21 protein-coding genes and 1 pseudogene are annotated in these 21,328 nt (G+C 64.1%); 12 read left to right on the forward strand and 10 right to left on the reverse strand.

The features are described from left to right. Window positions 1-262 (forward strand): annotated as a pseudogene (locus MAXJ12_RS33220) (DeoR/GlpR family DNA-binding transcription regulator); the annotation flags it as partial. Between the two features lie 7 nt (window positions 263-269). On the opposite strand, the gene MAXJ12_RS33225 reads toward MAXJ12_RS33220, so the two are convergent. Further along, the gene (locus tag MAXJ12_RS33225) at window positions 270-1,163 is read right to left on the reverse strand and encodes an NAD(P)/FAD-dependent oxidoreductase (protein ID WP_008840631.1); all 894 of its coding nucleotides are present in this window, start codon (window positions 1,161-1,163) and stop codon (window positions 270-272) included. Then, window positions 1,153-1,602 (reverse strand): RrF2 family transcriptional regulator, encoded by a 450-nt coding sequence (locus MAXJ12_RS33230; protein WP_008840632.1) that lies wholly within the window; start codon window positions 1,600-1,602, stop codon window positions 1,153-1,155. The genes MAXJ12_RS33225 and MAXJ12_RS33230 overlap by 11 nt, the downstream gene beginning before the upstream one ends. A 78-nt stretch (window positions 1,603-1,680) precedes the next feature. Here MAXJ12_RS33230 and MAXJ12_RS33235 point away from each other — a divergent pair, with 78 nt between their 5' ends. The 7 genes from MAXJ12_RS33235 to MAXJ12_RS33265 all read left to right on the forward strand — a co-directional run bounded on the left by MAXJ12_RS33235 (window position 1,681) and on the right by MAXJ12_RS33265 (window position 10,016). Continuing rightward, complete coding sequence (locus MAXJ12_RS33235; RefSeq protein ID WP_008840633.1) at window positions 1,681-2,592, forward strand: LysR family transcriptional regulator; 912 nt, start codon at window positions 1,681-1,683, stop codon at window positions 2,590-2,592. 325 nt (window positions 2,593-2,917) lie between these two features. Continuing rightward, a complete protein-coding gene (locus MAXJ12_RS33240; RefSeq protein WP_008840634.1) occupies window positions 2,918-4,075 on the forward strand; it encodes an ABC transporter substrate-binding protein in 1,158 nt (385 codons plus the stop codon). 210 nt (window positions 4,076-4,285) lie between these two features. Then, entirely contained in the window at window positions 4,286-5,284 is a 999-nt protein-coding gene (locus MAXJ12_RS33245; RefSeq protein WP_008840635.1) for an ABC transporter ATP-binding protein, read from the forward strand. Window positions 5,285-5,295: 11 nt separating this feature from the next. Next, window positions 5,296-6,249 carry an ABC transporter permease gene (locus MAXJ12_RS33250; protein ID WP_244421693.1) on the forward strand — a complete coding sequence of 318 codons (954 nt, stop codon included), beginning with the start codon at window positions 5,296-5,298 and terminating at the stop codon, window positions 6,247-6,249. Window positions 6,250-6,449: 200 nt separating this feature from the next. Next, window positions 6,450-7,265 carry an ABC transporter permease gene (locus tag MAXJ12_RS33255; RefSeq protein ID WP_008840637.1) on the forward strand — a complete coding sequence of 272 codons (816 nt, stop codon included), beginning with the start codon at window positions 6,450-6,452 and terminating at the stop codon, window positions 7,263-7,265. A 107-nt stretch (window positions 7,266-7,372) separates the two neighbouring features. Further along, window positions 7,373-8,800: a gamma-aminobutyraldehyde dehydrogenase gene (locus tag MAXJ12_RS33260; RefSeq protein ID WP_008840638.1), complete on the forward strand. Its 1,428-nt coding sequence runs from the start codon at window positions 7,373-7,375 to the stop codon at window positions 8,798-8,800. A 367-nt stretch (window positions 8,801-9,167) separates the two neighbouring features. After that, window positions 9,168-10,016: a sugar phosphate isomerase/epimerase family protein gene (locus MAXJ12_RS33265; RefSeq protein WP_008840639.1), complete on the forward strand. Its 849-nt coding sequence runs from the start codon at window positions 9,168-9,170 to the stop codon at window positions 10,014-10,016. Window positions 10,017-10,086: 70 nt separating this feature from the next. Here MAXJ12_RS33265 and MAXJ12_RS33270 read toward each other — a convergent pair whose 3' ends face one another. Continuing rightward, window positions 10,087-10,464, reverse strand: coding sequence for a VOC family protein (locus MAXJ12_RS33270; RefSeq protein ID WP_008840640.1), 378 nt, complete (start codon window positions 10,462-10,464; stop codon window positions 10,087-10,089). 105 nt (window positions 10,465-10,569) lie between these two features. After that, window positions 10,570-10,815 (reverse strand): hypothetical protein, encoded by a 246-nt coding sequence (locus tag MAXJ12_RS33275; RefSeq protein WP_040589522.1) that lies wholly within the window; start codon window positions 10,813-10,815, stop codon window positions 10,570-10,572. 177 nt (window positions 10,816-10,992) lie between these two features. On the opposite strand from MAXJ12_RS33275, the gene MAXJ12_RS33280 reads away from it, so the two are divergent. After that, window positions 10,993-12,183 carry an Mrp/NBP35 family ATP-binding protein gene (locus tag MAXJ12_RS33280; protein ID WP_008840642.1) on the forward strand — a complete coding sequence of 397 codons (1,191 nt, stop codon included), beginning with the start codon at window positions 10,993-10,995 and terminating at the stop codon, window positions 12,181-12,183. Window positions 12,184-12,358: 175 nt separating this feature from the next. Here MAXJ12_RS33280 and MAXJ12_RS33285 read toward each other — a convergent pair whose 3' ends face one another. Further along, the gene (locus MAXJ12_RS33285; RefSeq protein ID WP_008840643.1) at window positions 12,359-12,811 is read right to left on the reverse strand and encodes an SRPBCC family protein; all 453 of its coding nucleotides are present in this window, start codon (window positions 12,809-12,811) and stop codon (window positions 12,359-12,361) included. A 196-nt stretch (window positions 12,812-13,007) separates the two neighbouring features. Between MAXJ12_RS33285 and MAXJ12_RS33290 the strand changes: the two genes are divergently transcribed. Continuing rightward, entirely contained in the window at window positions 13,008-14,810 is a 1,803-nt protein-coding gene (locus MAXJ12_RS33290) for an IlvD/Edd family dehydratase (protein WP_008840644.1), read from the forward strand. A 99-nt stretch (window positions 14,811-14,909) separates the two neighbouring features. Here MAXJ12_RS33290 and MAXJ12_RS33295 read toward each other — a convergent pair whose 3' ends face one another. Genes MAXJ12_RS33295 through MAXJ12_RS33305 form a run of 3 tightly spaced genes read right to left on the reverse strand, consistent with a single transcriptional unit; the run spans window position 14,910 to window position 16,369 of the window. Next, complete coding sequence (locus MAXJ12_RS33295; RefSeq protein WP_008840645.1) at window positions 14,910-15,536, reverse strand: glutathione S-transferase family protein; 627 nt, start codon at window positions 15,534-15,536, stop codon at window positions 14,910-14,912. Window positions 15,537-15,548: 12 nt separating this feature from the next. Next, window positions 15,549-16,016, reverse strand: a complete 468-nt coding sequence (locus MAXJ12_RS33300) for an SRPBCC family protein (protein WP_008840646.1) — start codon at window positions 16,014-16,016, stop codon at window positions 15,549-15,551. Window positions 16,017-16,027: 11 nt separating this feature from the next. After that, on the reverse strand, window positions 16,028-16,369 hold the full coding sequence (locus MAXJ12_RS33305; protein WP_008840647.1) for an ArsR/SmtB family transcription factor: 342 nt from the start codon (window positions 16,367-16,369) through the stop codon (window positions 16,028-16,030). A gap of 172 nt (window positions 16,370-16,541) precedes the next feature. Between MAXJ12_RS33305 and MAXJ12_RS33310 the strand changes: the two genes are divergently transcribed. Next, a complete protein-coding gene (locus tag MAXJ12_RS33310) occupies window positions 16,542-17,081 on the forward strand; it encodes a winged helix-turn-helix transcriptional regulator (RefSeq protein WP_008840648.1) in 540 nt (179 codons plus the stop codon). Here MAXJ12_RS33310 and MAXJ12_RS33315 read toward each other — a convergent pair. Together MAXJ12_RS33315 and pdxR are read right to left on the reverse strand one after the other, a co-directional pair. Then, window positions 17,078-18,697, reverse strand: a complete 1,620-nt coding sequence (locus tag MAXJ12_RS33315; RefSeq protein WP_008840649.1) for a trimethylamine methyltransferase family protein — start codon at window positions 18,695-18,697, stop codon at window positions 17,078-17,080. The two genes, MAXJ12_RS33310 and MAXJ12_RS33315, sit on opposite strands and share 4 nt — an antisense overlap. 187 nt (window positions 18,698-18,884) lie before the next feature. Next, window positions 18,885-20,378 (reverse strand): MocR-like pyridoxine biosynthesis transcription factor PdxR, encoded by a 1,494-nt coding sequence (pdxR, locus tag MAXJ12_RS33320; protein WP_008840650.1) that lies wholly within the window; start codon window positions 20,376-20,378, stop codon window positions 18,885-18,887. A 251-nt stretch (window positions 20,379-20,629) separates the two neighbouring features. Between pdxR and MAXJ12_RS33325 the strand changes: the two genes are divergently transcribed. Beyond that, window positions 20,630-21,328: glucose-6-phosphate isomerase (locus MAXJ12_RS33325; protein WP_008840651.1), on the forward strand; the 699-nt coding region annotated here is incomplete at its 3' end.

Raw genomic sequence — 21,328 nt, forward strand, 5'->3', positions numbered from 1 at the left:
CGTCGACGCCTCCACCGGCATCATGGACTACGATCTCGACGAGGCGGAGTTTGCGCGCATGGTCGTCTCGCGCGGCATGCGCGCTTTGGTGGCGACCGACCACAGCAAGTTCGGCCGCCAGGGGCTGGTCAAGGTTTGCAGCTTCTCGGGCTTCCACGAGCTGGTCACCGACCGAATGCCGCCGCGCGACATAACCGCCGCCATTGGCGAAGCCGGCGCCAGGCTCACCATCGCCGGCAGCCAGCAAGCTGTGGGTAACTGAACGGCTATCAGAAAATCAGCGATCGGTGCGCCGACACGCCGGCAAACGCGCCGTCCGCCACCGCAAAAGCAATATTGGTCATGGAGCGCGCTGCGTCGCCCGCAGCATAGACGCCGGCAACGCTCGTCTGCTGCAACTCGTCGACCTTGATGATCGAGCCAAGCCCGCCTTCGGCGAAGGCGCAGCCCAGTTGTTCGGCAAGCGGGCTCCCCATGCTAGTCCGCGGCGCAGTGAACAGCGCCTTGACCCGCGCGTGGCGCCCATCCTCGAGGTGCACCACCAATCCGTCCGCACCATCGCCCTCGCAAGCCTCAATGCGCGCCTGCTCCAGTCTCACGCCCCGCCCATCGAGCGCTCGCATCTGCTCCGCATCCGGTTCGAATGTCGCATTGGTGAACAGCGTGACGTCGCCCCAATCGGGGATGAGCAGCGCATGGTGCATCGATATGGCGCCGACGGCCAGCACGCCGAGCGGGCCGCCCGCCGCCTCGTAGCCATGGCAGTAAGGGCAGTGCAGCACCGTCTTGCCCCATTGCTCCTTAAGGCCGGGAATGTCCGGCAGCGTGTCGCGTACGCCGGTCGCGAGCAGCAGCCGCGCTCCCTCGAACGTCTTGCCGTCTTCCAGCGCGACGGCGAAACCGTCGCCCGCCGCCTCGGCCCTTTCGGCATACGCATCGACGATCGTCGCGGTCGGATAGGCGAGCAACTGCCTCCTCGCATCGCCGAGAATGCCCTCCGGCGTGCGGCCGTCCTGCCCCAGGAAGCCGTGCGAGTGCGCCGCGAAGCGGTTGCGCGGCTTTCCGCCGTCGATCACCAGCACCCGCCGCCGCGCCCTCGCCACCTGCGTTGCGGCTGAGAGGCCGGCAAAGCTGCCGCCCACCACGATCAAATCATACTGCATGGCTGGTCACTCCAATTTCGTCGTAGCGGCGCCGAAAATCGGCCGCCAGGTCGGCAAGCGTGATGCGGCCGAGCTTCTCGGCGAGCAGCCGCTCCGCTTCCGTGCGAAAATCCTCCAGCGCCGCGATCACCGCCTGCTCGACCAGGCAGCCGGGGCTTTCCGGCTCGGTGCTGAACGGCAGCAGCGTCTCGCCGAGTGCCGAGCTGATCTCTGCCAGCGAAATCTGGTCCGGCGCGCGGCCGAGCTGCCAGCCGCCCCCATGTCCGCGCGAAGAGGCGACGATGCCCGCTTCGCGCAGGCCCGCTATGCTGCGCCTGACGACGACCGGATTGGTGTGGATGAAGGACGAGAGCTCCTCGGAGGTCAGCGCCCGCCCGCCCGCTTCGGCCATGTGGACGAGCATGTGCAAGGCGGATGAAAATCGGCTGTTTCGTTTCATGTAACTAAATTAGTTACGAATCTTCCGCCCGTCAAGCCGCCACTTCCCAACGCCCGCGCCAGCGTGTCTATTCGCGCCATGGCGTTCACCATCAGGCAGCTGCAGTTCTTCGTCGCCGTGGCCGAGCAGGGCACGATCTCGCGCGCCGCGCAGAACCTGTCGATCTCGCAATCCTCGGTCACCGAAGCGATCAAGGAGCTCGAAAGCGATCTCGGCGTCGAACTCTTCGAGCGCCATCCGCGCGGCCTCAACATCACCCACAAGGGCCACCAGTTCCTCCGCCATGCGACAAAGATCCTCGCCGACGTGTCGGATGCGCGCCGCACCTTCTCGCACGAGCAGGAGCGGACGAACGGCCGGCTGCATCTCGGCGTCACCTCGCTGGTCGCCGGCTACGTTCTGTCGGACCTGCTCGCCCGTTACCGCCGCGCCTTTCCCGGCGTCGAAGTCACGGCGATCGAGGACAATGGCGACTATCTCGAGCACCTGCTCGTCGGCGGCGAGCTCGACGTCGCCGTCATGGTCATCTCCAACCTGCGCGACCGCATGGCGCTGCAGGCCGAAATCCTCGAAGTCTCGCCCTACCGGCTGTGGCTGCCTCTCGGCCATCATCTCGCCGGCGCAGACATCATCGGCATCAACGACATCGCCGCCGAGCCGCTGATCATGCTGACCGTCGACGAGATCGAGGAGAACACCGGCAAGCTCCTGGTGGCGCTCGGCGCCCGCCCGCATGTCGCCTTCCGCACCCGCTCGGTGGAGGCGGTGCGCAGCCTGGTCGCCACCGGCGCAGGCGTGGCGCTGCTGCCCGACCTTGTCTACCGGCCATGGTCGCTGGAAGGCGACCGTATCGAATCGCGCGACATCTCCGGCGCGCTGCCGGTCGTGCAGGTCGGCATGGTCTGGCGGCGCGGCTCCAGCCTGCCGCAAGCGGCCCGCGACTTCGTCGGCATGGCACAGGGCCAGCGCTCCGTCCGCCAGCGGCCTTAGTCCCGTCGTCATCCTCGGGCTTGTCCCGAGGATCTGCTTCCATTGACGTGTTGGGATATAACCGAAGTTCGGATCAGGCGGACACCGCCGAATGGGCGAACCTCGGCAGATCCTCGGGACAAGCCCGAGGATGACGGCGCCGAATGCGCCGATCCGTCGGCCATGCGCGCTTCCACGGCAAACCGTCTTCCATGGCAAGCCTATCGGAAAAACCGATATCGACGTTCTGACAAATGAATTTGCGAATGCGCGATATTCCGGTCACCTTGCATTTGCCGGGATAACGCCGCCCCTTGAGAGCGGCCCCGCCAATGGGAGAATCGTCATGAAATCGTTCCTGAAATCCTGCACGGCGCTGACTGTCGCATTGAGCTTCTCCGGCCAGGCACTGGCCCAGGTCAAGGAGATCGGCGAAGGCGAGGGCCAGGTAAACATCGTCGCCTGGGCCGGCTATATCGAGCGCGGCGAAACCGACAAGAACTTCGACTGGGTGACGAAATTCGAGGAGGCGACCGGCTGCAAGGTCAACGTCAAGACCGCCAACACCTCTGACGAAATGGTCGCGCTGATGAACGAGGGCGGCTTCGACCTCGTTACCGCCTCCGGCGATGCCTCGCTGCGGCTGATCGCGGGAAAACGCGTTCAGCCGATCAACATCGACCTCATCAAGAGCTGGGGAACTGTCGACGATCGCCTGAAGGACGCGCCCTGGCACACGGTCGACGGCGTCCACTACGGCGTGCCCTATATGTGGGGCCCGAACGTTCTGATGTACAACACCAACGTCTTCAAGGAAGCGCCCAAGAGCTGGAGCGTGGTGTTCGAGGAGACGAACCTTCCCGACGGCAAATCCAATAAGGGCCGCGTCCAGGCCTATGACGGACCGATCCACGTCGCCGATGCGGCGCTCTATCTGATGAAGCGCAAGCCGGAGCTTGGCATCAAGAGCCCCTACGAGCTGAACGAGGAACAATACAAGGCCGCCCTCGACCTGCTTCGCACCCAGCGCACGCTGGTCGGCCGCTACTGGCATGACGCCTTCATCCAGATCGACGATTTCAAGAACGAGGGCGTCGTCGCCTCCGGCTCGTGGCCGTTCCAGGTCAATCTGCTCAAGGGCGAAAAGCAGCCGGTCGCCTCCGTATTCCCGGAGGAAGGGGTCACGGGCTGGGCCGATACAACCATGATGCATGTCGACGCCGCCAATCCCAACTGCTCCTACATGTGGATGGAACATTCGCTGTCCTCCAACCTGCAGAGCGACCTCTCGGTCTGGTTCGGCGCCAACCCGTCGGTCCCGGCCGCCTGCACCGACGGGCGCGGCATGCAGACGGCCGAAGGCTGCACCACCAACGGCCTCGACAATTTCGAGAAGGTCAAGTTCTGGACGACGCCGACCTCGAAATGCGCCAGCCAGAACGACCAGTGCGTGCCCTACTACCGCTGGGTATCGGACTACATCGGCGTCATCGGGGGGCGGTGAACTGCGAAGGTTTCGGCCAGAAAACGTTCCGGCCGCAATCCTTCCAGCACCCCTCATCCGACTTCGCTTCGCTCAGCCACCTTCTCCCACAAGGGGAGAAGGAGAAGCGCCCCTCCCTTCTCCCCTTGTGGAAGAAGGTGGATCGACGCGAAGCGTCGAGACGGATGAGGGGTGATGACAGAAGCCCGACTTTCAACGGCAAGCAACCAAATGACCATCGCCGTCTCCTTCCGACAAGTCTCCCGCCACTTCGGTTCCGTGAAGGCCGTCGATGCGGTCGATCTCGACATCAGGCCCGGCGAGTTCTTCGCAATGCTTGGCCCTTCCGGTTCGGGCAAGACCACCTGCCTTCGTCTCATCGCCGGCTTCGAGCAGCCGACCGCCGGCAGCATCGAGATATTCGGCAGCCAGGCCGACGGCGTCCCGCCCTACCGCCGCAACGTCAACACCGTGTTCCAGGATTACGCGCTGTTTCCGCACCTGAACGTGCTGGACAATGTCGCCTATGGGCCGATGGTCCGTGGCGTCGGCAGGGCCGAGCGGGCATCCGCCGCCGAGGAGGCGCTGCGCCTGGTGCAGCTTCCCGGCTATGGCGGCCGCCGTCCGGGCCAGCTTTCGGGCGGCCAGCGCCAGCGCGTCGCGCTCGCCCGTGCGCTGGTCAACAAGCCCAAGGTGCTGCTGCTGGACGAACCGCTCGGCGCGCTCGACCTGAAGCTGCGCGAAAACATGCAGGAAGAGCTGAAATCGCTGCAGAAGGCGCTCGGCATCACCTTCGTTTTCGTCACCCACGACCAGGGCGAGGCGCTGTCCATGGCCGACCGCGTCGCGGTCTTCCACGAAGGCCGCATCAGGCAGATCGGCACGCCGCAGGAGATTTATGAGCGGCCGCGATCGCGCTTCGTCGCCGATTTCGTCGGCTCCTCCAACGTGCTGCCGCCCGATTTCGTCAAGCTGCATGGCGGCCAGCCGCGCTGGGCGAGCCTTCGGCCGGAAAAGATCCGCATCGGCAACGGCGAAGCCGGGCAGGGGGTCGCCGGCTCCGTCCTGTCGCGCAGCTTTCTCGGCGCCACCAACCGCGTCACCGTCGAGGCAGACGGGCTGCGCCTCCAGATCGTCACCCCAGCCGGCCAGCCTCTGCCCGATGACGGCGCCACCGTCTCGCTGCACTGGCTCCCATCCGACCTGCACCTGATGGAAGGCCCGCAATGAGCGCCGAGGCGATGCTGCGGCCCGCGCCCGCTGTGGCCATCCTGCCCAGCCGCGGCGGCATCGTCGGCGCGCTGTCCGACCTGTTCTGGCGCAAGCCGGGGCTGCTGCTTTTCCTGATGCTGGCGCCGCCGGTGCTGTGGCTCGGCATCGTCTATCTCGGCTCGCTGTTGGCGCTGCTTCTCCAGAGCTTCTTCTCGATCGACGAATTCTCCGGCCTGATCAACCGCGAGCTAACGTTGAAGACCTATGGCGAGCTGTTCCTGCCCGCAAATCTCGACATCATCATCCGCACCGTCACCATGGCCGCCATCGTTACGATCGCGTCGGCCATCATCGCCTTCCCGATCGCCTATTACGCGGCCCGCTATGCGCGCGGCAAATGGAAGGCGCTGTTCTATCTCGGCATCATGCTGCCGCTGTGGTCGAGCTATCTGGTAAAAATCTACGCCTGGAAGCTGATCCTCGCCAAGGAAGGCATCCTCACCTGGCTGTTCGAAAAACTGCACCTGATGTGGCTGATCGACGCCTGGCTTTCCATTCCGGTCGTCGGCGGCAACTCGCTTTCGGTTTCAGCCACCGGCACCTTCATCGTCTTCGTCTATGTCTGGCTGCCCTTTATGGTTCTGCCGATCCAGGCCGCGCTGGAGCGCGTGCCGGGAAGCCTCATCGAGGCCTCCTCCGATCTCGGCGCCTCTCCGGCGCAGACGTTCCGCAACGTGCTGTTCCCGCTGGCGCTGCCGGGCGTCGTCGCCGGCTCGATCTTCACCTTCTCGCTGACGCTCGGCGACTACATCATTCCGCAGATCATCGGCACGTCGCGCCTGTTCATCGGCCAGGCGGTCTACGCGCACCAGGGCACGGCCGGCAATATCCCGCTCGCCGCCGCTTTCACGGTCGTTCCAATCGTGGTCATGGGTTTTTATCTCTGGGGCGCAAAGCGCATGGGAGCGTTCGATGCGCTGTGAAGGGCTGGCTCAGGGGACGGCAGGGCAGCTGCATTCGCCCCCTCCACCGCCTTCGGCGGTCCCCCTCCCCCGCTGCGCAGGGGAGGATCCGAGGTTGCGGACGGCTTCGGCGTTGATCCTCCCCCGTTTACGGGGGAGGGGGACCACGCGCAGCGTGGTGGAGGGGGCACATCCGGCTGTCCGCTCGCCAGGAGCCGCCCATGCGCTCTGACCGCCAGCAATCCGCTCCGCTTGCCCTGAAGATCGCAGCCGCGGCCGGCCTCCTGTTCCTGCATCTGCCGCTGCTACTGATCTTCGTCTACGCCTTCACCACCGAGGAAAAGTCCTATCAATGGCCCCCGCCGGGCTTCACCACGCAATGGTTCGCCGTCGCCTGGAACCGTCCGGACGTGTGGCAGGCGCTGACGCTTTCCGTACAGGTCGCGGCCATATCCACGGCCATCGCCCTGGTGCTCGGCACGCTCTGCGCCGCCGCCGTCAGCCAGACAAAATTCTTCGGCCGCGAAACGATCTCGCTGCTCGTCATCCTGCCGATCGCGCTGCCCGGCATCATCACCGGCATCGCGCTGCGCTCGGCCTTCAACCTCGCCGAAATCCCGTTCTCGTTCTGGACGATCATTCTCGGCCACGCCACCTTCTGCGTGGTCGTGGTCTACAACAATGCCGTCGCGCGCTTCCGCCGCATGTCCGGTTCGCTGATCGAGGCGTCGATGGATCTCGGCGCCGACGGTTTCCAGACCTTCCGCCATGTCATCCTTCCCAACATCGGCACGGCGCTGCTCGCCGGCGGCATGCTGGCCTTCGCGCTGTCCTTCGACGAGGTCATCGTCACCACCTTCACCGCCGGCCAGCAGCAGACGCTGCCGATCTGGATGCTCGAGGAACTGGTGCGGCCGCGCCAGCGCCCGGTCACCAACGTCGTCGCCATGGTCGTCGTCCTGGTGACGCTGCTGCCCATCCTCGCCGCCTATTACCTCACTCGCGACGGCGACCAGATAGCCGGAGGTGGGAAATGAACAGGGCAACAGCCAGTCGGCAATCGGCAGTAGGGAACAGACGGTCGGTGTTCCGACTGCCTACTGCCTATTGCCTATTGCCTCTCTGAAACAAAGGGAGAAGAACAATGTACACCGAGATGCTGATCGGGTCGCGCTTCGAAAAAGGCACCGAGACCGAAGAGCCGATCCTGAACCCGAAGACCGGCGAGACCGTGCTCGGCCTGCCAGAGGCGTCGCAGGCGCAGATCGAAGCGGCGGTGCTTGCTGCCGAAAAGGCGTTCGCGACATGGTCGCGCACCACGCCCGCGCAGCGCTCCGGCTATCTCCTCAAGATCGCCGACAAGATCGAGGCCGAGGCGCAGGAATTCTTGGCCCTCGAAGCGCTGAACTGCGGCAAGCCCATAAATGCCGTGCTCAATGACGAGATACCGGCCATCGTCGATTGCTGGCGCTTCTTCGCGGGCGCGGTTCGCTCCATGCCGGGCGTGGTCGCCGGCGAATATCTGACCGGCCATACCTCGATGATCCGCCGCGACCCGATCGGCGTCGTCGCGTCCATTGCGCCGTGGAATTATCCGCTGATGATGATGGCCTGGAAGCTCGCACCGGCGATCGGCGGCGGCAACACGGTCATCTTCAAGCCGTCCGAGCAGACGCCGCTGACGGCGCTGAAGCTGGCGAGAATCCTCGCCGAGATCCTGCCCGAAGGCGTGGTCAATGTCGTGCTCGGGCGCGGCGAAACCGTCGGCAATGCGCTGATCAACCATCCGAAGGTCAACATGATCTCGATCACCGGCGACGTCGCCACCGGCAAGAAGGTGCTCCAGGCCGCCGCTAAATCGGTCAAGCGCACCCATCTCGAACTCGGCGGCAAGGCGCCGGTCATCGTCTTCGACGACGCCGACCTCGACGCGGTCGTCAACGGCCTGCGCGCCTTCGGCTACTACAATGCCGGGCAGGACTGCACCGCCGCCTGCCGCATCTATGCCGGCGCGAAGATCTACGACCGGCTGGTCGCCGACCTCTCCTCCGCCGTCTCGACGATCAAGTACAACCAGCCCGACGACACCGAAAACGAGATCGGGCCGCTGATCTCGCAGCGCCAGCGCGACCGCGTCGCGAGCTTCGTCGAGCGCGCTTCCGAGCTGAAGCACATCGAGATCACCACCGGCGGCCGGCCAGGCGAGGGCGGCGGCTTCTTCTATCAGCCGACGGTCGTCGCCGGCGCGCTGCAGGAGGACGAGATCGTGCGCCGCGAAGTGTTCGGGCCGGTGGTTTCGGTGACGCGCTTTTCCGATGTCGACCAGGCGGTCGACTGGGCCAATGACAGCGACTACGGCCTGGCCTCATCGGTCTGGACGAAGGACGTGTCGCGCGCCATGGCGACGGCCGCCCGCCTGCAATATGGCTGCACCTGGATCAACACCCATTTCATGCTGACCAATGAGATGCCGCATGGCGGGCTGAAGCAGTCCGGCTACGGCAAGGACATGTCGCTCTACGCGCTGGAGGACTACACCGCCGTCCGCCATGTGATGATTGCGCATGGGTGAGCAGCCGGTTTCTAGCGTAGCGAGAAAGTCATGATGCCGGTGGCATCATGACAGGGCCAGCGAACGCCGGGACGCTGCCGCAGGCAGCGGGGACCCGGCCGGCACGCGGCAATCGGCTCTGTTTCGATGTGAGATAGCGCTGTTTGGCGGCGCCAGGCCGGTTTGTGAACAAATTCCGGCCATTTCGCCCCGGCTTTTTTGGGTAAGCCGTTGTTCTTGCTCGCTGTTCCTGGTGCGCGCATGGCGCAGCGGGAGCTTTTTATCCCCCGATCCTTCGCGAAAGCGCGTAAAGGTTCCCTTTTGGCCCCTTGCACGGTTGTGGAAAACTTGCGTATCTGGTCGGACCAGATCACGCGGCGAGGGCTCAATGAAAATCGGCTTCTGCATGTTCCTGTGGACGACCAACGTCACCGGGAAGCACGAGAAACTGCTGAAGGACATCAAGGCCACCGGCTATGACGGCGTCGAGATTCCGATTTTCGAGGGAACGCCCGACGACTACAAGCGCCTTGGCGAGATGCTCGACCGCATCGGGCTGGAGCGCACTGCCGTTTCGGCGATGGGCGATCCGGCCATGAACCCGATCGGCGACGCCGCCGCCCGCAAGGCCGGCATAAACTACATGAAATGGGCTATCGACTGCGCTTCCGCGCTCGGCGCCGACAAACTGTCGGGTCCGCTCCACTCGACGCTTGGTCAATTTTCCGGCACTGGTCCGACCACAGCCGAGAAAAGGCGTTCCGTCTCCTCCCAACGCGCCATCGGCGACCACGCCGGGAAGAAGGGAGTCATCATCGGGCTCGAAGCGCTCAACCGTTTCGAGTGCTACCTCGTCAACACGATGGACGATCTCTGCGCCCATCTCGATGAAATTGCTCATGAAAACATCCGCGCGATGTACGACACCTTCCATTGCAACATCGAGGAAACCGACCCGATCGCCGCGTTCACGAAACACACGAACCACATCGTCCACGTCCATATTTCCGAGAACGACCGCGGCGTCCCCGGCCGCGGTAACATACCGTGGAAAAAGACTTTTTCGGCGATTCGCGGCAGCGGTTATGACGGCTGGCTGACCATCGAATCCTTCGGCCGCGGCCTGAAAGACCTCGCCGCCGCAACCAAAGTCTGGCGCGATTTCGCCGAAAGCCCCGAGGCGGTCTACCGCGACGGCTACGCGCACATCAAGAAGGGCTGGAAGCAGGCGGGCTGACAACTACCCTCCCTCCCGAGAGGCGATCACCGCGGTTTGCGCGGCAGTCGCCCATCCCGGCCGAACCGGCTTACTGGTTGATAAGGTTCAGTATATTGCCTTCGGGATCCTTGAACCAAGCGACCTTCATGTCGCCATGGACATGGATGTGGCCGTCCATGGTGACGCCCGGCCATTCATAATGCTCGAACGGCACGCCCTTGTCCTCCAGCGCCTTGGCGATCTTCCCGATGTCCTCGCCGACCGCCCAGGTCACGGCCGTCGCCTTGTTGGTGCCGGCGAATTCGGAGCGGTAGACGTTGATCAGCGTGTCGCCGCTGGCGAACACGATCACCTCTTCGCCTTCCCGGTGGACCGGTTTCAGTCCGAGCGTGTTTTCATAGAAGTCGCCGGCCTTCGCCAGGTCCTTCACCGCGATATTGGCCGTCGCATTCCTGTTTCCAAGCATGGTCGCCTCCTGTGAGCATCATCGCTATGCCAAGGACGTTCGGCGGCCGCCCGTTCCGACATCCGCGCTGAAATTTTCCCTGCTGACGCTGCGCAGCCAGGCGGCTCAATCGTCCGCGCGCCTCTTGTGATGTTCGCTTTCCTGATTTTCGCCGCGCAGCATGTTGCGGTCGTCGGGATCGGCGAGGTTCTGCGCGTCGGTCCGCAAATCCGAACCCTTGCGATATGCCTCCCGCTCCTGCTTCGACTTCTTCAGTTCGGCTTCGGCATCGAAATCCTTGCCGGCATTCTTCGTGTTTTCCCGTTCCTCGATGACGCGCACCTGCTGCTCATGCGTCTTCCTGCCGGTCATGACTTTCTCCTGTTCCGGAATGGGTCTGCGGCGCGAATTCCGATTGTTCGCGCCTGTCATGGCCCAACGGACGCCGCCCGCGAAATGTTCCCGCCGGGCCGATGCGGCCATGCCGCTTGGTTCTCATGCCGAACTGCATTATCTGAACCCCAACCGAGAACAGAAAGAGCCGAACAAATGCCCGTCACCAAGGAAGCCGTCATCGAGCGCCTCAGGACCGTCAACGGGCCGGATTTCACCGGCAACATCGTCGATCTGGGCCTGGTCTCCGACATCTTCATTGCAGATTCCAAGGTGTTCTTCTCGATCACGGTGCCGGCCGAGCGCGCCCGCGAGATGGAGCCGCTGCGAGCCGCCGCCGAGCGTGCGGTCAAGGCGATGCCGGGCGTCGCCGGGGCCATGGTCGCGCTGACCGCCGAAAAGAAGGGCGGCGGCATGGAGGCGCCGGTGCCGCAGCGCCCCGCCCCGCCAAGGCCGGCCGCACCCGCTCCGCGCCACTCCGCCGCAACGGCGCCGAGGCCTGCGCCGCATGCGCCGGCCTCCCACGGCCAGGGTAAGCGCGGCGTGCCGGGCGTCGGCGCGATCATCGCGGTCGCTTCCGGCAAGGGCGGCGTCGGCAAGTCGACCACGGCCATCAACATCGCGCTCGGGCTTCAGGCCAACGGTCTCAAGGTCGGCGTCCTCGATGCCGACATTTACGGCCCTTCCATGCCGCGGCTTCTCAATCTCCATGGCCGGCCGCAAACGGTCGACGGCAAGGTTTTGAAGCCGATGGAAAAATACGGCCTGAAAATCATGTCGATGGGTTTCCTCGTCGACGAGGAAACCCCGATGATCTGGCGTGGGCCAATGGTCATGTCGGCGCTGACCCAGATGCTGCGCGAGGTCGAATGGGGCGAACTCGACATTCTGGTGGTCGACATGCCTCCCGGAACCGGCGACGCCCAGCTCACCATGGCGCAGCAGGTGCCGCTGGCCGGCGCCGTCATCGTCTCGACGCCGCAGGACCTTGCCCTGATCGACGCGCGCAAGGGCCTGAATATGTTCAAGAAGGTCGACGTGCCGCTGCTCGGCATCGTCGAGAATATGAGCTATTTCATCGCTCCCGACACCGGCAAGCGCTACGACATCTTCGGCCATGGCGGCGCGCGCAAGGAAGCCGAGCGGCTCGGCGTCACCTTCCTCGGCGAAGTGCCGCTGCAGATGGAGATCCGCGAAACATCGGATTCCGGATCGCCAGTCGTGGTGTCAAATCCGGAAGGCCCGGAAGCCAAAATCTACCGCGGCATCGCCGGCAAGGTATGGGAGCGGGTGACCGAGGAACGCACCGCCGCCGAGGCTTCGGCGCCGAACATCGTGTTCGAGTGAAATGCCTTATCCTCTCCCTTGCGGGGAGGGTGGCCCGAAAGGCCGGGTGGGGATGGAGACGAAGTGCTCTATCCCTTCATCTTTTGCGCTGTCTTCTCCAGCCGACATTGGCGTTCTCCTCCTCTCGGGGAGAGGTCGGCCGAGCATAGAGGAGCCGGGGGCTAGGCCCGCGCCCTCAACTCCCGCTCACCTTCTCGTTGAACGTCGCGAAAAACTGCCCCGCCAGCTTCTTCGATGTCGACTGGATCAGCCTGCTGCCGAGCTGCGCGATCTTGCCGCCGACATCGGCCTTGGCCTCGTAGGTCAGCACCGTCGTGCCCGGGCCGTCCTCGGCAAGCTTCACGTCCGCGCCGCCCTTGGCGAAGCCGGCGATGCCGCCCTTGCCCTCGCCGGAAATCGTATAGGAGTGCGGCGGGTTGAGATTTGCCAGCGTCACCTCGCCCGCAAACGTCGCCTTGATAGGCCCGATCTTCAGCACCACGGTCGCCGCCATTTCGCGGTCGGATTTCTTTTCCAGGCTCTGGCATCCCGGAATGCTGGCTCTCAGCACCTCCGCATCGTTCAGCGCTTCCCAGACCTTGTGGATGGGCGCCGAAATCCTCTCCTCGCCGTCGATCACCAAAGACATGAATCCCTCCTGACCTAGTTGCCGAAAGGCGTAGCGCAGAGCCCGGCTTCTGTCCATCGCCGCCGCAGCGGCGTGTGCATCACGGTGCGGCTATTTGTCCGACAAAAAAGACAAATACCCACTGGCCCTGCCGATGGCTCTTGCTGCTGTGAAAGCGTTGTCATATCGATTGCGGAACTGATTTCCGGAGAATGTCATGGCTGGCCCGACGACGAAAAAGAAATTCCGCTCGCAGGAGTGGTTCGACAATCCCGACAATCCCGGCATGACCGCGCTCTATCTCGAGCGCTACCTGAATTACGGTCTGACCCGCGCCGAACTTCAATCCGGCAAACCGCTGATCGGCATCGCCCAGACCGGCTCGGACCTGTCCCCTTGCAACCGCCATCACCTCGATCTCGCCAAGCGCGTGCGCGCCGGCATCGAGGCGGCGGGCGGCATTCCGTTCGAGTTTCCGTGTCATCCGATCCAGGAAACCGGCAAGCGCCCGACCGCTTCGCTCGACCGCAATCTCGCCTATCTCAGCCTGGTCGAGGTGCTCTACGGCTATCCGCTCGACGGCGTCGTGCTCACCGTCGGCTGCGACAAGACAACGCCGGCCATGCTGATGGCCGCCGCCACCGTCAACATTCCGGCCATCGCGCTATCCGTGGGGCCCATGCTCAATGGCTGGCACAAGGGCAAGCGCACCGGCTCCGGCACCATCGTCTGGGAATCGCGTCAGCGGCTATCCGCCGGCGAGATCGGCTATGACGAATTCATGGACATCGTCGCCTCCTCCGCCCCCTCGGTCGGCTACTGCAACACGATGGGCACCGCCACCACCATGAACTCGCTGGCCGAGGCGCTCGGCATGCAGCTTCCCGGCTCCGCCGCCATCCCCGCGCCCTACCGCGAGCGCGGCCAGATCGCCTACGAGACGGGCAAGCGCATCGTCGGCATGGTGCATGAGGATCTGAAGCCCTCCGACATCATGACCCGCCAGGCATTCGAAAATGCCATCGTCGTCAATTCGGCGATCGGCGGCTCCACCAACGCACCGATCCATCTGAACGCCATCGCTCGCCATCTCGGCGTCAAGCTCGACAATGACGACTGGCAGGCGATCGGCCACCGCATTCCACTGCTGGTCAATCTCCAACCGGCCGGCGAATATCTCGGCGAGGATTATCACCATGCCGGCGGCGTGCCGGCCGTGGTGATGGAACTGATGAAGGCCGGCCTGCTGCCGCACCCCGCCGCACTCACGGTCAACGGCGCCTCGATCGGCGACAATTGCCGGGGCGTTGAAAACCTGGACCACAAGGTCATTCGGCCGGCCGCCGATCCGCTGATGCGCGATGCCGGTTTCATCAATCTGAAGGGAAATCTATTCGATTCCGCCATCATGAAGACCAGCGTCATCTCGAAGGAATTCCGCGACCGCTATCTGTCCAATCCCAAGGACCCGGAAGCCTTCGAGGGCCGGGCCGTCGTTTTCGACGGGCCGGAGGATTACCACGCCCGCATCGACGACCCCGCCGAGAACATCGACGAGTATTGCGTGCTGTTCATGCGCGGCGCGGGGCCGGTCGGCTATCCCGGCGGCGCCGAAGTGGTCAACATGCAGCCGCCGGCCTACCTCATCAAGCGTGGCATCCATTCGCTGCCCTGCATAGGCGACGGTCGCCAGTCCGGCACCTCGGGCACCCCTTCCATCCTCAACGCCTCGCCGGAGGCGGCGGTCGGTGGCGGGCTAGCACTTCTTAAATCCGGCGACCGTGTTCGCATCGATCTGAACAAGGGCTCGGCCGACATTCTCATAGACGAAGAGGAACTGGCCGCCCGCCGCAAGGCGCTTGCCGGCGATGGCGGCTATGCCTTCCCCGGTCACCAGACGCCTTGGCAGGAGATCCAGCGCAGCATGGTCGATCAATTCTCGGAGGGCATGGTGCTGAAACCCGCCGTAAAATACCAGCGCGTCGCCCAGACCAGCGGCGTGCCCAGGGATAATCACTGAGCCAGGCGGTTCCCTCTCCTCAAGGGGGAGAAGCTGCCGCCGGCTTGATCGTCGAGTTGGTCGAACAGCCGTGTGCCGGCGCCACTGCGCCGGCTTCGGCTACGCGTTCCAGCTCGGCCGCGCGCGGACACGCTCGTGCCAAGGTCCGACATTGGGCAGGCCCTCCGGAACAGGCATGCCGAAAACCTCACCCAGCCACGAGACGGTCATGCCGGTGATGTCGGCCACGGAAAAACTGTCGCCGGCTATGAACGGTCGGCCGTCGGCCATTTCGCGGTCGAGCCACGCCCATTTCTGCGGGACCAGTTCGCGCTGGGTCTCGGCAAAGGCCGGAAACTGTGTCAGCCGGTGCTTGAAAAACTCCTGCGTATGCAGCGCCACATTGCCGATCGTGCCGAATATCTCGAACTCGACGCGCCGGTTCCACATCTCCACCTTACCCTGTTCGACGGCGTTCGCGCCGAACAGCGGCGGGGTTGGATGGAGCGCCTCGAAATAACGGCAGATGGCGACGCTTTCGGTGATGACCGTGCCGTCGTCGAACTCGAGCACCGGGATCTGGCCGAGCGAGTTCAGCTCGAGGAATTCCGGAGCGCGGTGCTCCATCTTGCCGAAATCGACCCAGACCATCGGAACTTCGATGTCCTTTTCGGCCAGGAAGATGCGCACGCGATACGAGTTCGGGCCGTCGCCCTGGTGGAGTTTCATACCTTCGAGTTTCCGCATGTCTATTCTCCCTCAGGCGGCCTGCCGGCCCAGTTCGGCCGCAAGCGCTTCCAGAAGTTCGCGGCAGCCGGATTCGCGCTGCGCGGCATTGTCGTGACCGTCCAGGAAAGCGCCCTGTTCGGTGTACTTCAGCCGCGTGCCGTCGCCGGACGGCTCGAACTCTATGGTCGCGAGGGAAGCCGAGATGCGGTTGCCGCCGATCGTCATCGTGTAGGCGCTGACAATGCGGCGGTTCTCGACGATGTCGAGGTGAACCGTGTCATTGCGGCCCTCCGGCCCGTCGCCGAAGCGAAAAACGCTGGTTTCGACGCCGCCCGGCCTGAAATCCATTTCGAATTTGTCGATGTGCCAGCCTTCGCCTTCCACGAACCACCGCCGCTTCTTTGCCGGATCCGCGCAGGCGGCGAACACCTTTTCCGGCGCGGCGTCGTAAGTGCGTTCAATAACGAAGGTGGCATGGGTCACGGAACGTTCGGTCATGGCTTTCTCCTTCAGATGCCGGGTTCGTTGGTTTGCTCTGCGAGATATTCGCCGAGCCTGTCGAGGCGGCGCTCCCATAGCGTCCGCCGGTCTGAAATCCACTTTTCGGCGAGGCTCAGCGCTTTCGGCTCGATTGTGCAGGTTCGAACTCGCCCTACTTTTTCGGTGCGAACCAGCCCGCTAGCCTCTAGGACTTGCAGATGCTGGACGACGGCCGAGAGCGACATGTCCAGCGGCTCGGCAAGCTGGCTTACCGATGCCGGCCCTTTGGACAGCCGATCCACCATCAGCCGCCGACCGGGATCGGCGAGAGCGTGGAACATCAGATCGATCTGGCCGGGTTGGTGGAGCATGGGTTGTCCCAAGAAAGTGAAGCGGTTGCTTAACTAATTTGGCGGCCCTTTCGTGTCAATGGTCAAGCTGCGGCTTGAGTGTATCTTGCGTTTCGGAATGCTTGCGTTTTGCAAGCATTTGCACTATAGGAAAACTGATGCGGCAATGCAACTGGTTTTTTGAGGATGTGAAATGGATGCGAATCACCGGTCGGGGTGCCCGATCAATCTCTCGGTCGAAGTGTTTGGCGACAAATGGTCCCTGCTCATCCTCCGTGACATGATCTTCGGCGGGAAAAGGCACTTTCGCGAGTTGCTGCGGTCAGAGGAGGCGATCTCCTCCAACATCCTCGCCGACCGTCTGAGGATGCTCGTCGAGCAAGGCATGCTGACCAAGGCCGACGATCCTACCCATAAGCAGAAGGCGATCTACAGCCTGACCGAGATGTCGATCTCGCTGGTGCCGATCATGGCGCATCTCGGCGCGTGGGGCAGCAGATGGCTGCCCGTCAGCGACGAATTGAGCATTCGCGCCAAACTGATGGACGAGGGTGGGCCGGCCCTGTGGGAGCAGTTCATGTCCGAACTGCGCGAAGAGCATCTCGGGCACCCAACCGCCGCCGCCTATGCCGGTGCAGAGCCAGTCCGAGCGAAACTGCAAGCCGCTTATGAGGAAGTCGTCAAGCGCAAGGCCGGTGGATCACAGGCAGTCGACATCGATGCTGCGAGCTAAGGATCGCGGAGTTCAGCAGCCATGCCGCTTCGTGGCAGTTTAATCAATTCACCGAACTTGGCACGCAGGCGATCGTCGGTCGCCTTCGGCACATGGCGCGGAAAACGCTCGGCGAGAATGCGCTTCTTCTCGGCAATGGCTCTGCCGAGGATGTCCGGTTTGCCCCTCTCGTTCCATTCCTTCGGCGAAAGCCGGTCGCCGACGGCGGGATAGAAATATTCGGTCTGCATCAGCCGCAGCGTTTGCTCGTTGCCAAGGTAGTGGCCCGGGCCGTTGAGGCAGACTTCGGCGATCGTATCGATCGAAAGCGCGGCGTCGGTCACCTCGATCCCGCGCACACAGCGCTGGCAGTGGCCGAGCATGTCGTTGTCGATGATCAGGCTCTCCAGGCAGAAGCCCAGCAGCGAGGCATGCATGCCGGCCGATTCATAGACGAGGTTCACGCCGGACAACCCGGCCATGACATTGGTGATGCCCTTCTCATAGCCCGACTGGATGTCGGGCATCTTCGAGTCCGACATACCCGCAGCCGAGCCGCCGGGCAGATCGTAGAACTGCGCCATCTGCGCGCAGGCGGCGGTTAAGAGCGCCTGCTCGGCCGAGCCGCCGGACATCGCGCCGGTGCGCAGATCCGAGACGAACGGCCAGGTTCCGAAAATCGCCGGGTGGCCAGGCTTCAAGGCGTTGACGTAAACCAGACCCGCCAGCACTTCAGCCACCGCCTGCACCACGGCCCCCGCGATCGCCGCCGGCGCGGTGGCGCCTGCCTGGCCGGCCGAAAGCAGCAGGATCGGGATGCCGCCTTCGACGCAGGCTTCAAGAACGCCGCAGGCGTCCTCGGCGAATTTCATCGGCGGCACGACGAAACAGTTCGAATTGGAAACGAACGGCCGGGCGCGGAAATTCTCCTCGCCGCCGGCGATGGCATAAAGCATTTCCAACGCTGGCGCGACGTTCTCGCGCACCGTGAAGGACGTGCCGACATGTTTCGACGTGCCCATCACGCAGGCGTAGAGCGTGTTGAAATCCATCTCGAGTGGGTCGGGAACGTCGCGCGGCACCATCGGCCGCTGGAAAAAATGGATGTTGTCGAGCCCGTCGACGATCCGCGCGGCGTCGTAGATGTCCTGCAGCAGCGATTCGCGGTATTCGCGCTTTTCGACGTCGACGAGATGCACGGCGGCGCCTGCCGTGCCGTAATGCACGCGCTTGCCCTGGATCACCATGTCGTGCTTCGGGTCCTGCCCGCACAGCGTGAAGTTGCGCGCCGCGTTCCGGATCGTCGACATTACGAGTTCGCGCGGAAAGCGCAGGCGGCCGTCTTCGCCGAGGATAACGCCGACGCGGGTGCAGGCTTCGATGCAGCTTGGGATTGCGTTGGCGAAACCGACGGTTTCAAGCAGCGTCAGCACTGCCTCGTGGATTCGCTCGAGATCATTCTGGCCCAAAGGCTTGTACCTGCCGCCCTCCAGCCCTGGCCGGATCGGCCGCACGTCATCGGCCAGCGGAGCCGCGCGCATGGCGCGGCGCGCCTCGCGCCCGCCGGAGCGCCGAGAACGGCTGTCCTGGCCGCCTGCATCCTGTGCGATATCCTGCTTTTCCACGGCGCTCGACATGCCGATGCTCCACATTTGCGAAGCAGGTACGGCTGGTTCAATCCCGCCGATTTGACCGCTTCGGTTCCCCACTTTCGAGAGACTATGCAGCGGCCTGTGCCAGCGTGTATGGGCCACGCCATTCCGCCGGATATACCAGCGGGAATGGTGTGGCCCAACAAGCTTCGCAGGCTTTGGAGCCCACAGATCAGGCTGCGGCGGGACGCCTTCCAGCGGCTGTGGCAAGCTCGCGTATGCCCGGCTCGATGTGCTGCAGCGAGATCGACGAGATGCCGAGCCGCATGAAGCGCGACGGCTTGTCGGCCTGATCGAAGAAGCGGTCGCCCGGCTCGATGATTACGCTGCGCGACGCGGCCGCTTCGGCAAGGCTGCGCGAATCCGTGCCGCGCGGACCTTCCAGCCAGAGCGAGGCGCCGCCGGCCGAATCCGTCGAACGCCACTCCGGCAGGAAAGCGGAAATCGCCTGTACCAGACGCTTGCGGCGCTCGTCGAAAGCCGCCGAAAGGCGCCGCACCAGGGCTTCGTGATGGCCAAGCGACAGGAACAGCGCGACGGCGCGCTGATTGTTGGCCGGCGGATGGCGCAGCATGAATCGGCGCAGCGCCCTGAGTTCGGAGATCAGGCCGGCTGAGGCGACGATATAGCCGAGTCTCAGACCGGGCGCCAAGGTCTTCGACATCGAGCCGACATAGATGACGCGGCCCGAGCGATCGAGGCTCTTCAGCGCCTGCTGCGGCGCCTCGTCGAGCAACTGGCTGTCATAGCCGTCCTCGAGGATGATCTGGTTGTGCCGGCTGGCGCGGGCGAGCAGGTCCTGCCGCCGCTCCGCCGAAAGCGGCACCATGGTCGGGCAATGATGGCTCGGCGTCACGAACACGAAGCCGGCGTCGGAGGGGATTGCCGAGGTGACGATGCCAGATGCATCCACCGGCGTCGGGGCTATTTCGGCGCCAGCGAGCCTGAAGATGCTGCGCGCGTCCGGATAGCCCGGATCTTCCATCGCCACCTTGGAACCCTTGCTCATCAATAGGTTGGCGAGCATGTAGAGCGCGTTCTGCGCGCCGAGCGTGATGATGATCTCGTCCGGATTGGCGAAGATGCCGCGGCGCGGCAGCAGCCGGGCCTGTATCTGCTCGATCAGCAGCGGATCGTCGCGGTCGACCATGTCGGCCGCCCAGTTGCGGATTTCCAGCACCGCCAGCGCCATGCGGTTGCACTCGCGCCATTCCGCGGTCGGAAACAGCGCCGGGTCGAACTGGCCGTAGACGAACGGGTAGGACGACTTGATCCAGTTATCCAACTTGGCCGGGCGCGGCATGTCGCTGGCCGCGACCTTGCGGCGCGCCTTCCAGTCGATCTCGTTGGCGTTGTCCGGCATCTTCTGGTGCGGCTTGGCGGGAGTGGCCAGGACTTCCGGATTGACGAAATGGCCGCGCCGCTCGCGCGCCACCAGAAAGCCCTGGTCGACCAGCTGCTGGAAAGCCAGCACCACGGTGCCGCGCGCGACGCCGAGTTTCTCGGCGAGGATGCGGCAGGACGGCAGCGGCATCGAGGCGGCGATCTGCCGGTCGAGAATGGCGGCTACGATCGCCTGGCGGATTTGCGCCTGCAAGGTCTGGCCCGACTCAGCGGAGATGCGGAACAGCCCGGACCAGATCGCGGTGTCGTTTCTCTGTGGCATGGGCGTTTTCCTCATCGGGCGGATTCATCGGAATCTGGACCAGCGGATGCTACTGTTGGTCCAACCAGTTGCGCCAATCAAAATTTCTGATTGCTAGGATTTATGCCAGTGATGCATGGGCGAGTGGTGCAGGCTGGCGCGCCGAAGAATTGCTGCCGGGTTAGTTTGTCGCCGGCGCCGTGCTGAACGTTCTCAAATGGCGGCAAGGTCTGGTAGGGTGCCGCCCGATATCGACTTTCTGGAGTAGGGCATTGAGAGATTTTCTGAAGGCGGAACTGGCGGCGCTTCGCGACGATCGTGCGGCAGCACCCAAGAGCATGCGCGAGGCCTTTGCCTCCGACCCGCAGCGTTTCGAAAAGTTCTCTGTGGCCGAGGGCGACTTGTTGCTCGACTGGTCGAAATGCGCGGTCACACCCGCGACCATGGCCCTGCTCCAAAGGCTTGCCGAGGCGGCGGGCCTGGCCGAGCGGCGGCAGGCGATGTTTTCCGGCGACAGGATCAACATCACGGAAGACCGGGCTGTCCTGCACACGGCGCTGCGCGCCGGGCCCGATGCGAAGATCGTGCTCGACGGAGCGGAAATCTTGGGCGGCGTGCGTGCCGTTCTCGACGCCATGGAGACGTTTTCGGATGCCGTGCGTTCCGGCGCTGCCTCGGGCGCTACGGGCCGCAAGATAACCGACATCGTCAATATCGGCATTGGCGGCTCCGACCTCGGGCCGGCCATGGCGACGCTGGCGCTCGCGCCCTATCATGACGGACCGCGCGCGCACTACGTCTCCAATGTCGACGGCGCGCACATCCACGACACGCTGAAGGGGCTCGATCCCGAAACGACGCTGTTCATCATCGCTTCCAAGACCTTCACCACCATCGAGACCATGACCAACGCGGCGACCGCGCGGAAGTGGATCGAGCAGGCGCTGGGCGCCGCCGCCGTGGCCAAGCAC

This window comes from Mesorhizobium alhagi CCNWXJ12-2, assembly GCF_000236565.1.
Taxonomy (GTDB): Bacteria; Pseudomonadota; Alphaproteobacteria; order Rhizobiales; family Rhizobiaceae; genus Allomesorhizobium; species Allomesorhizobium alhagi.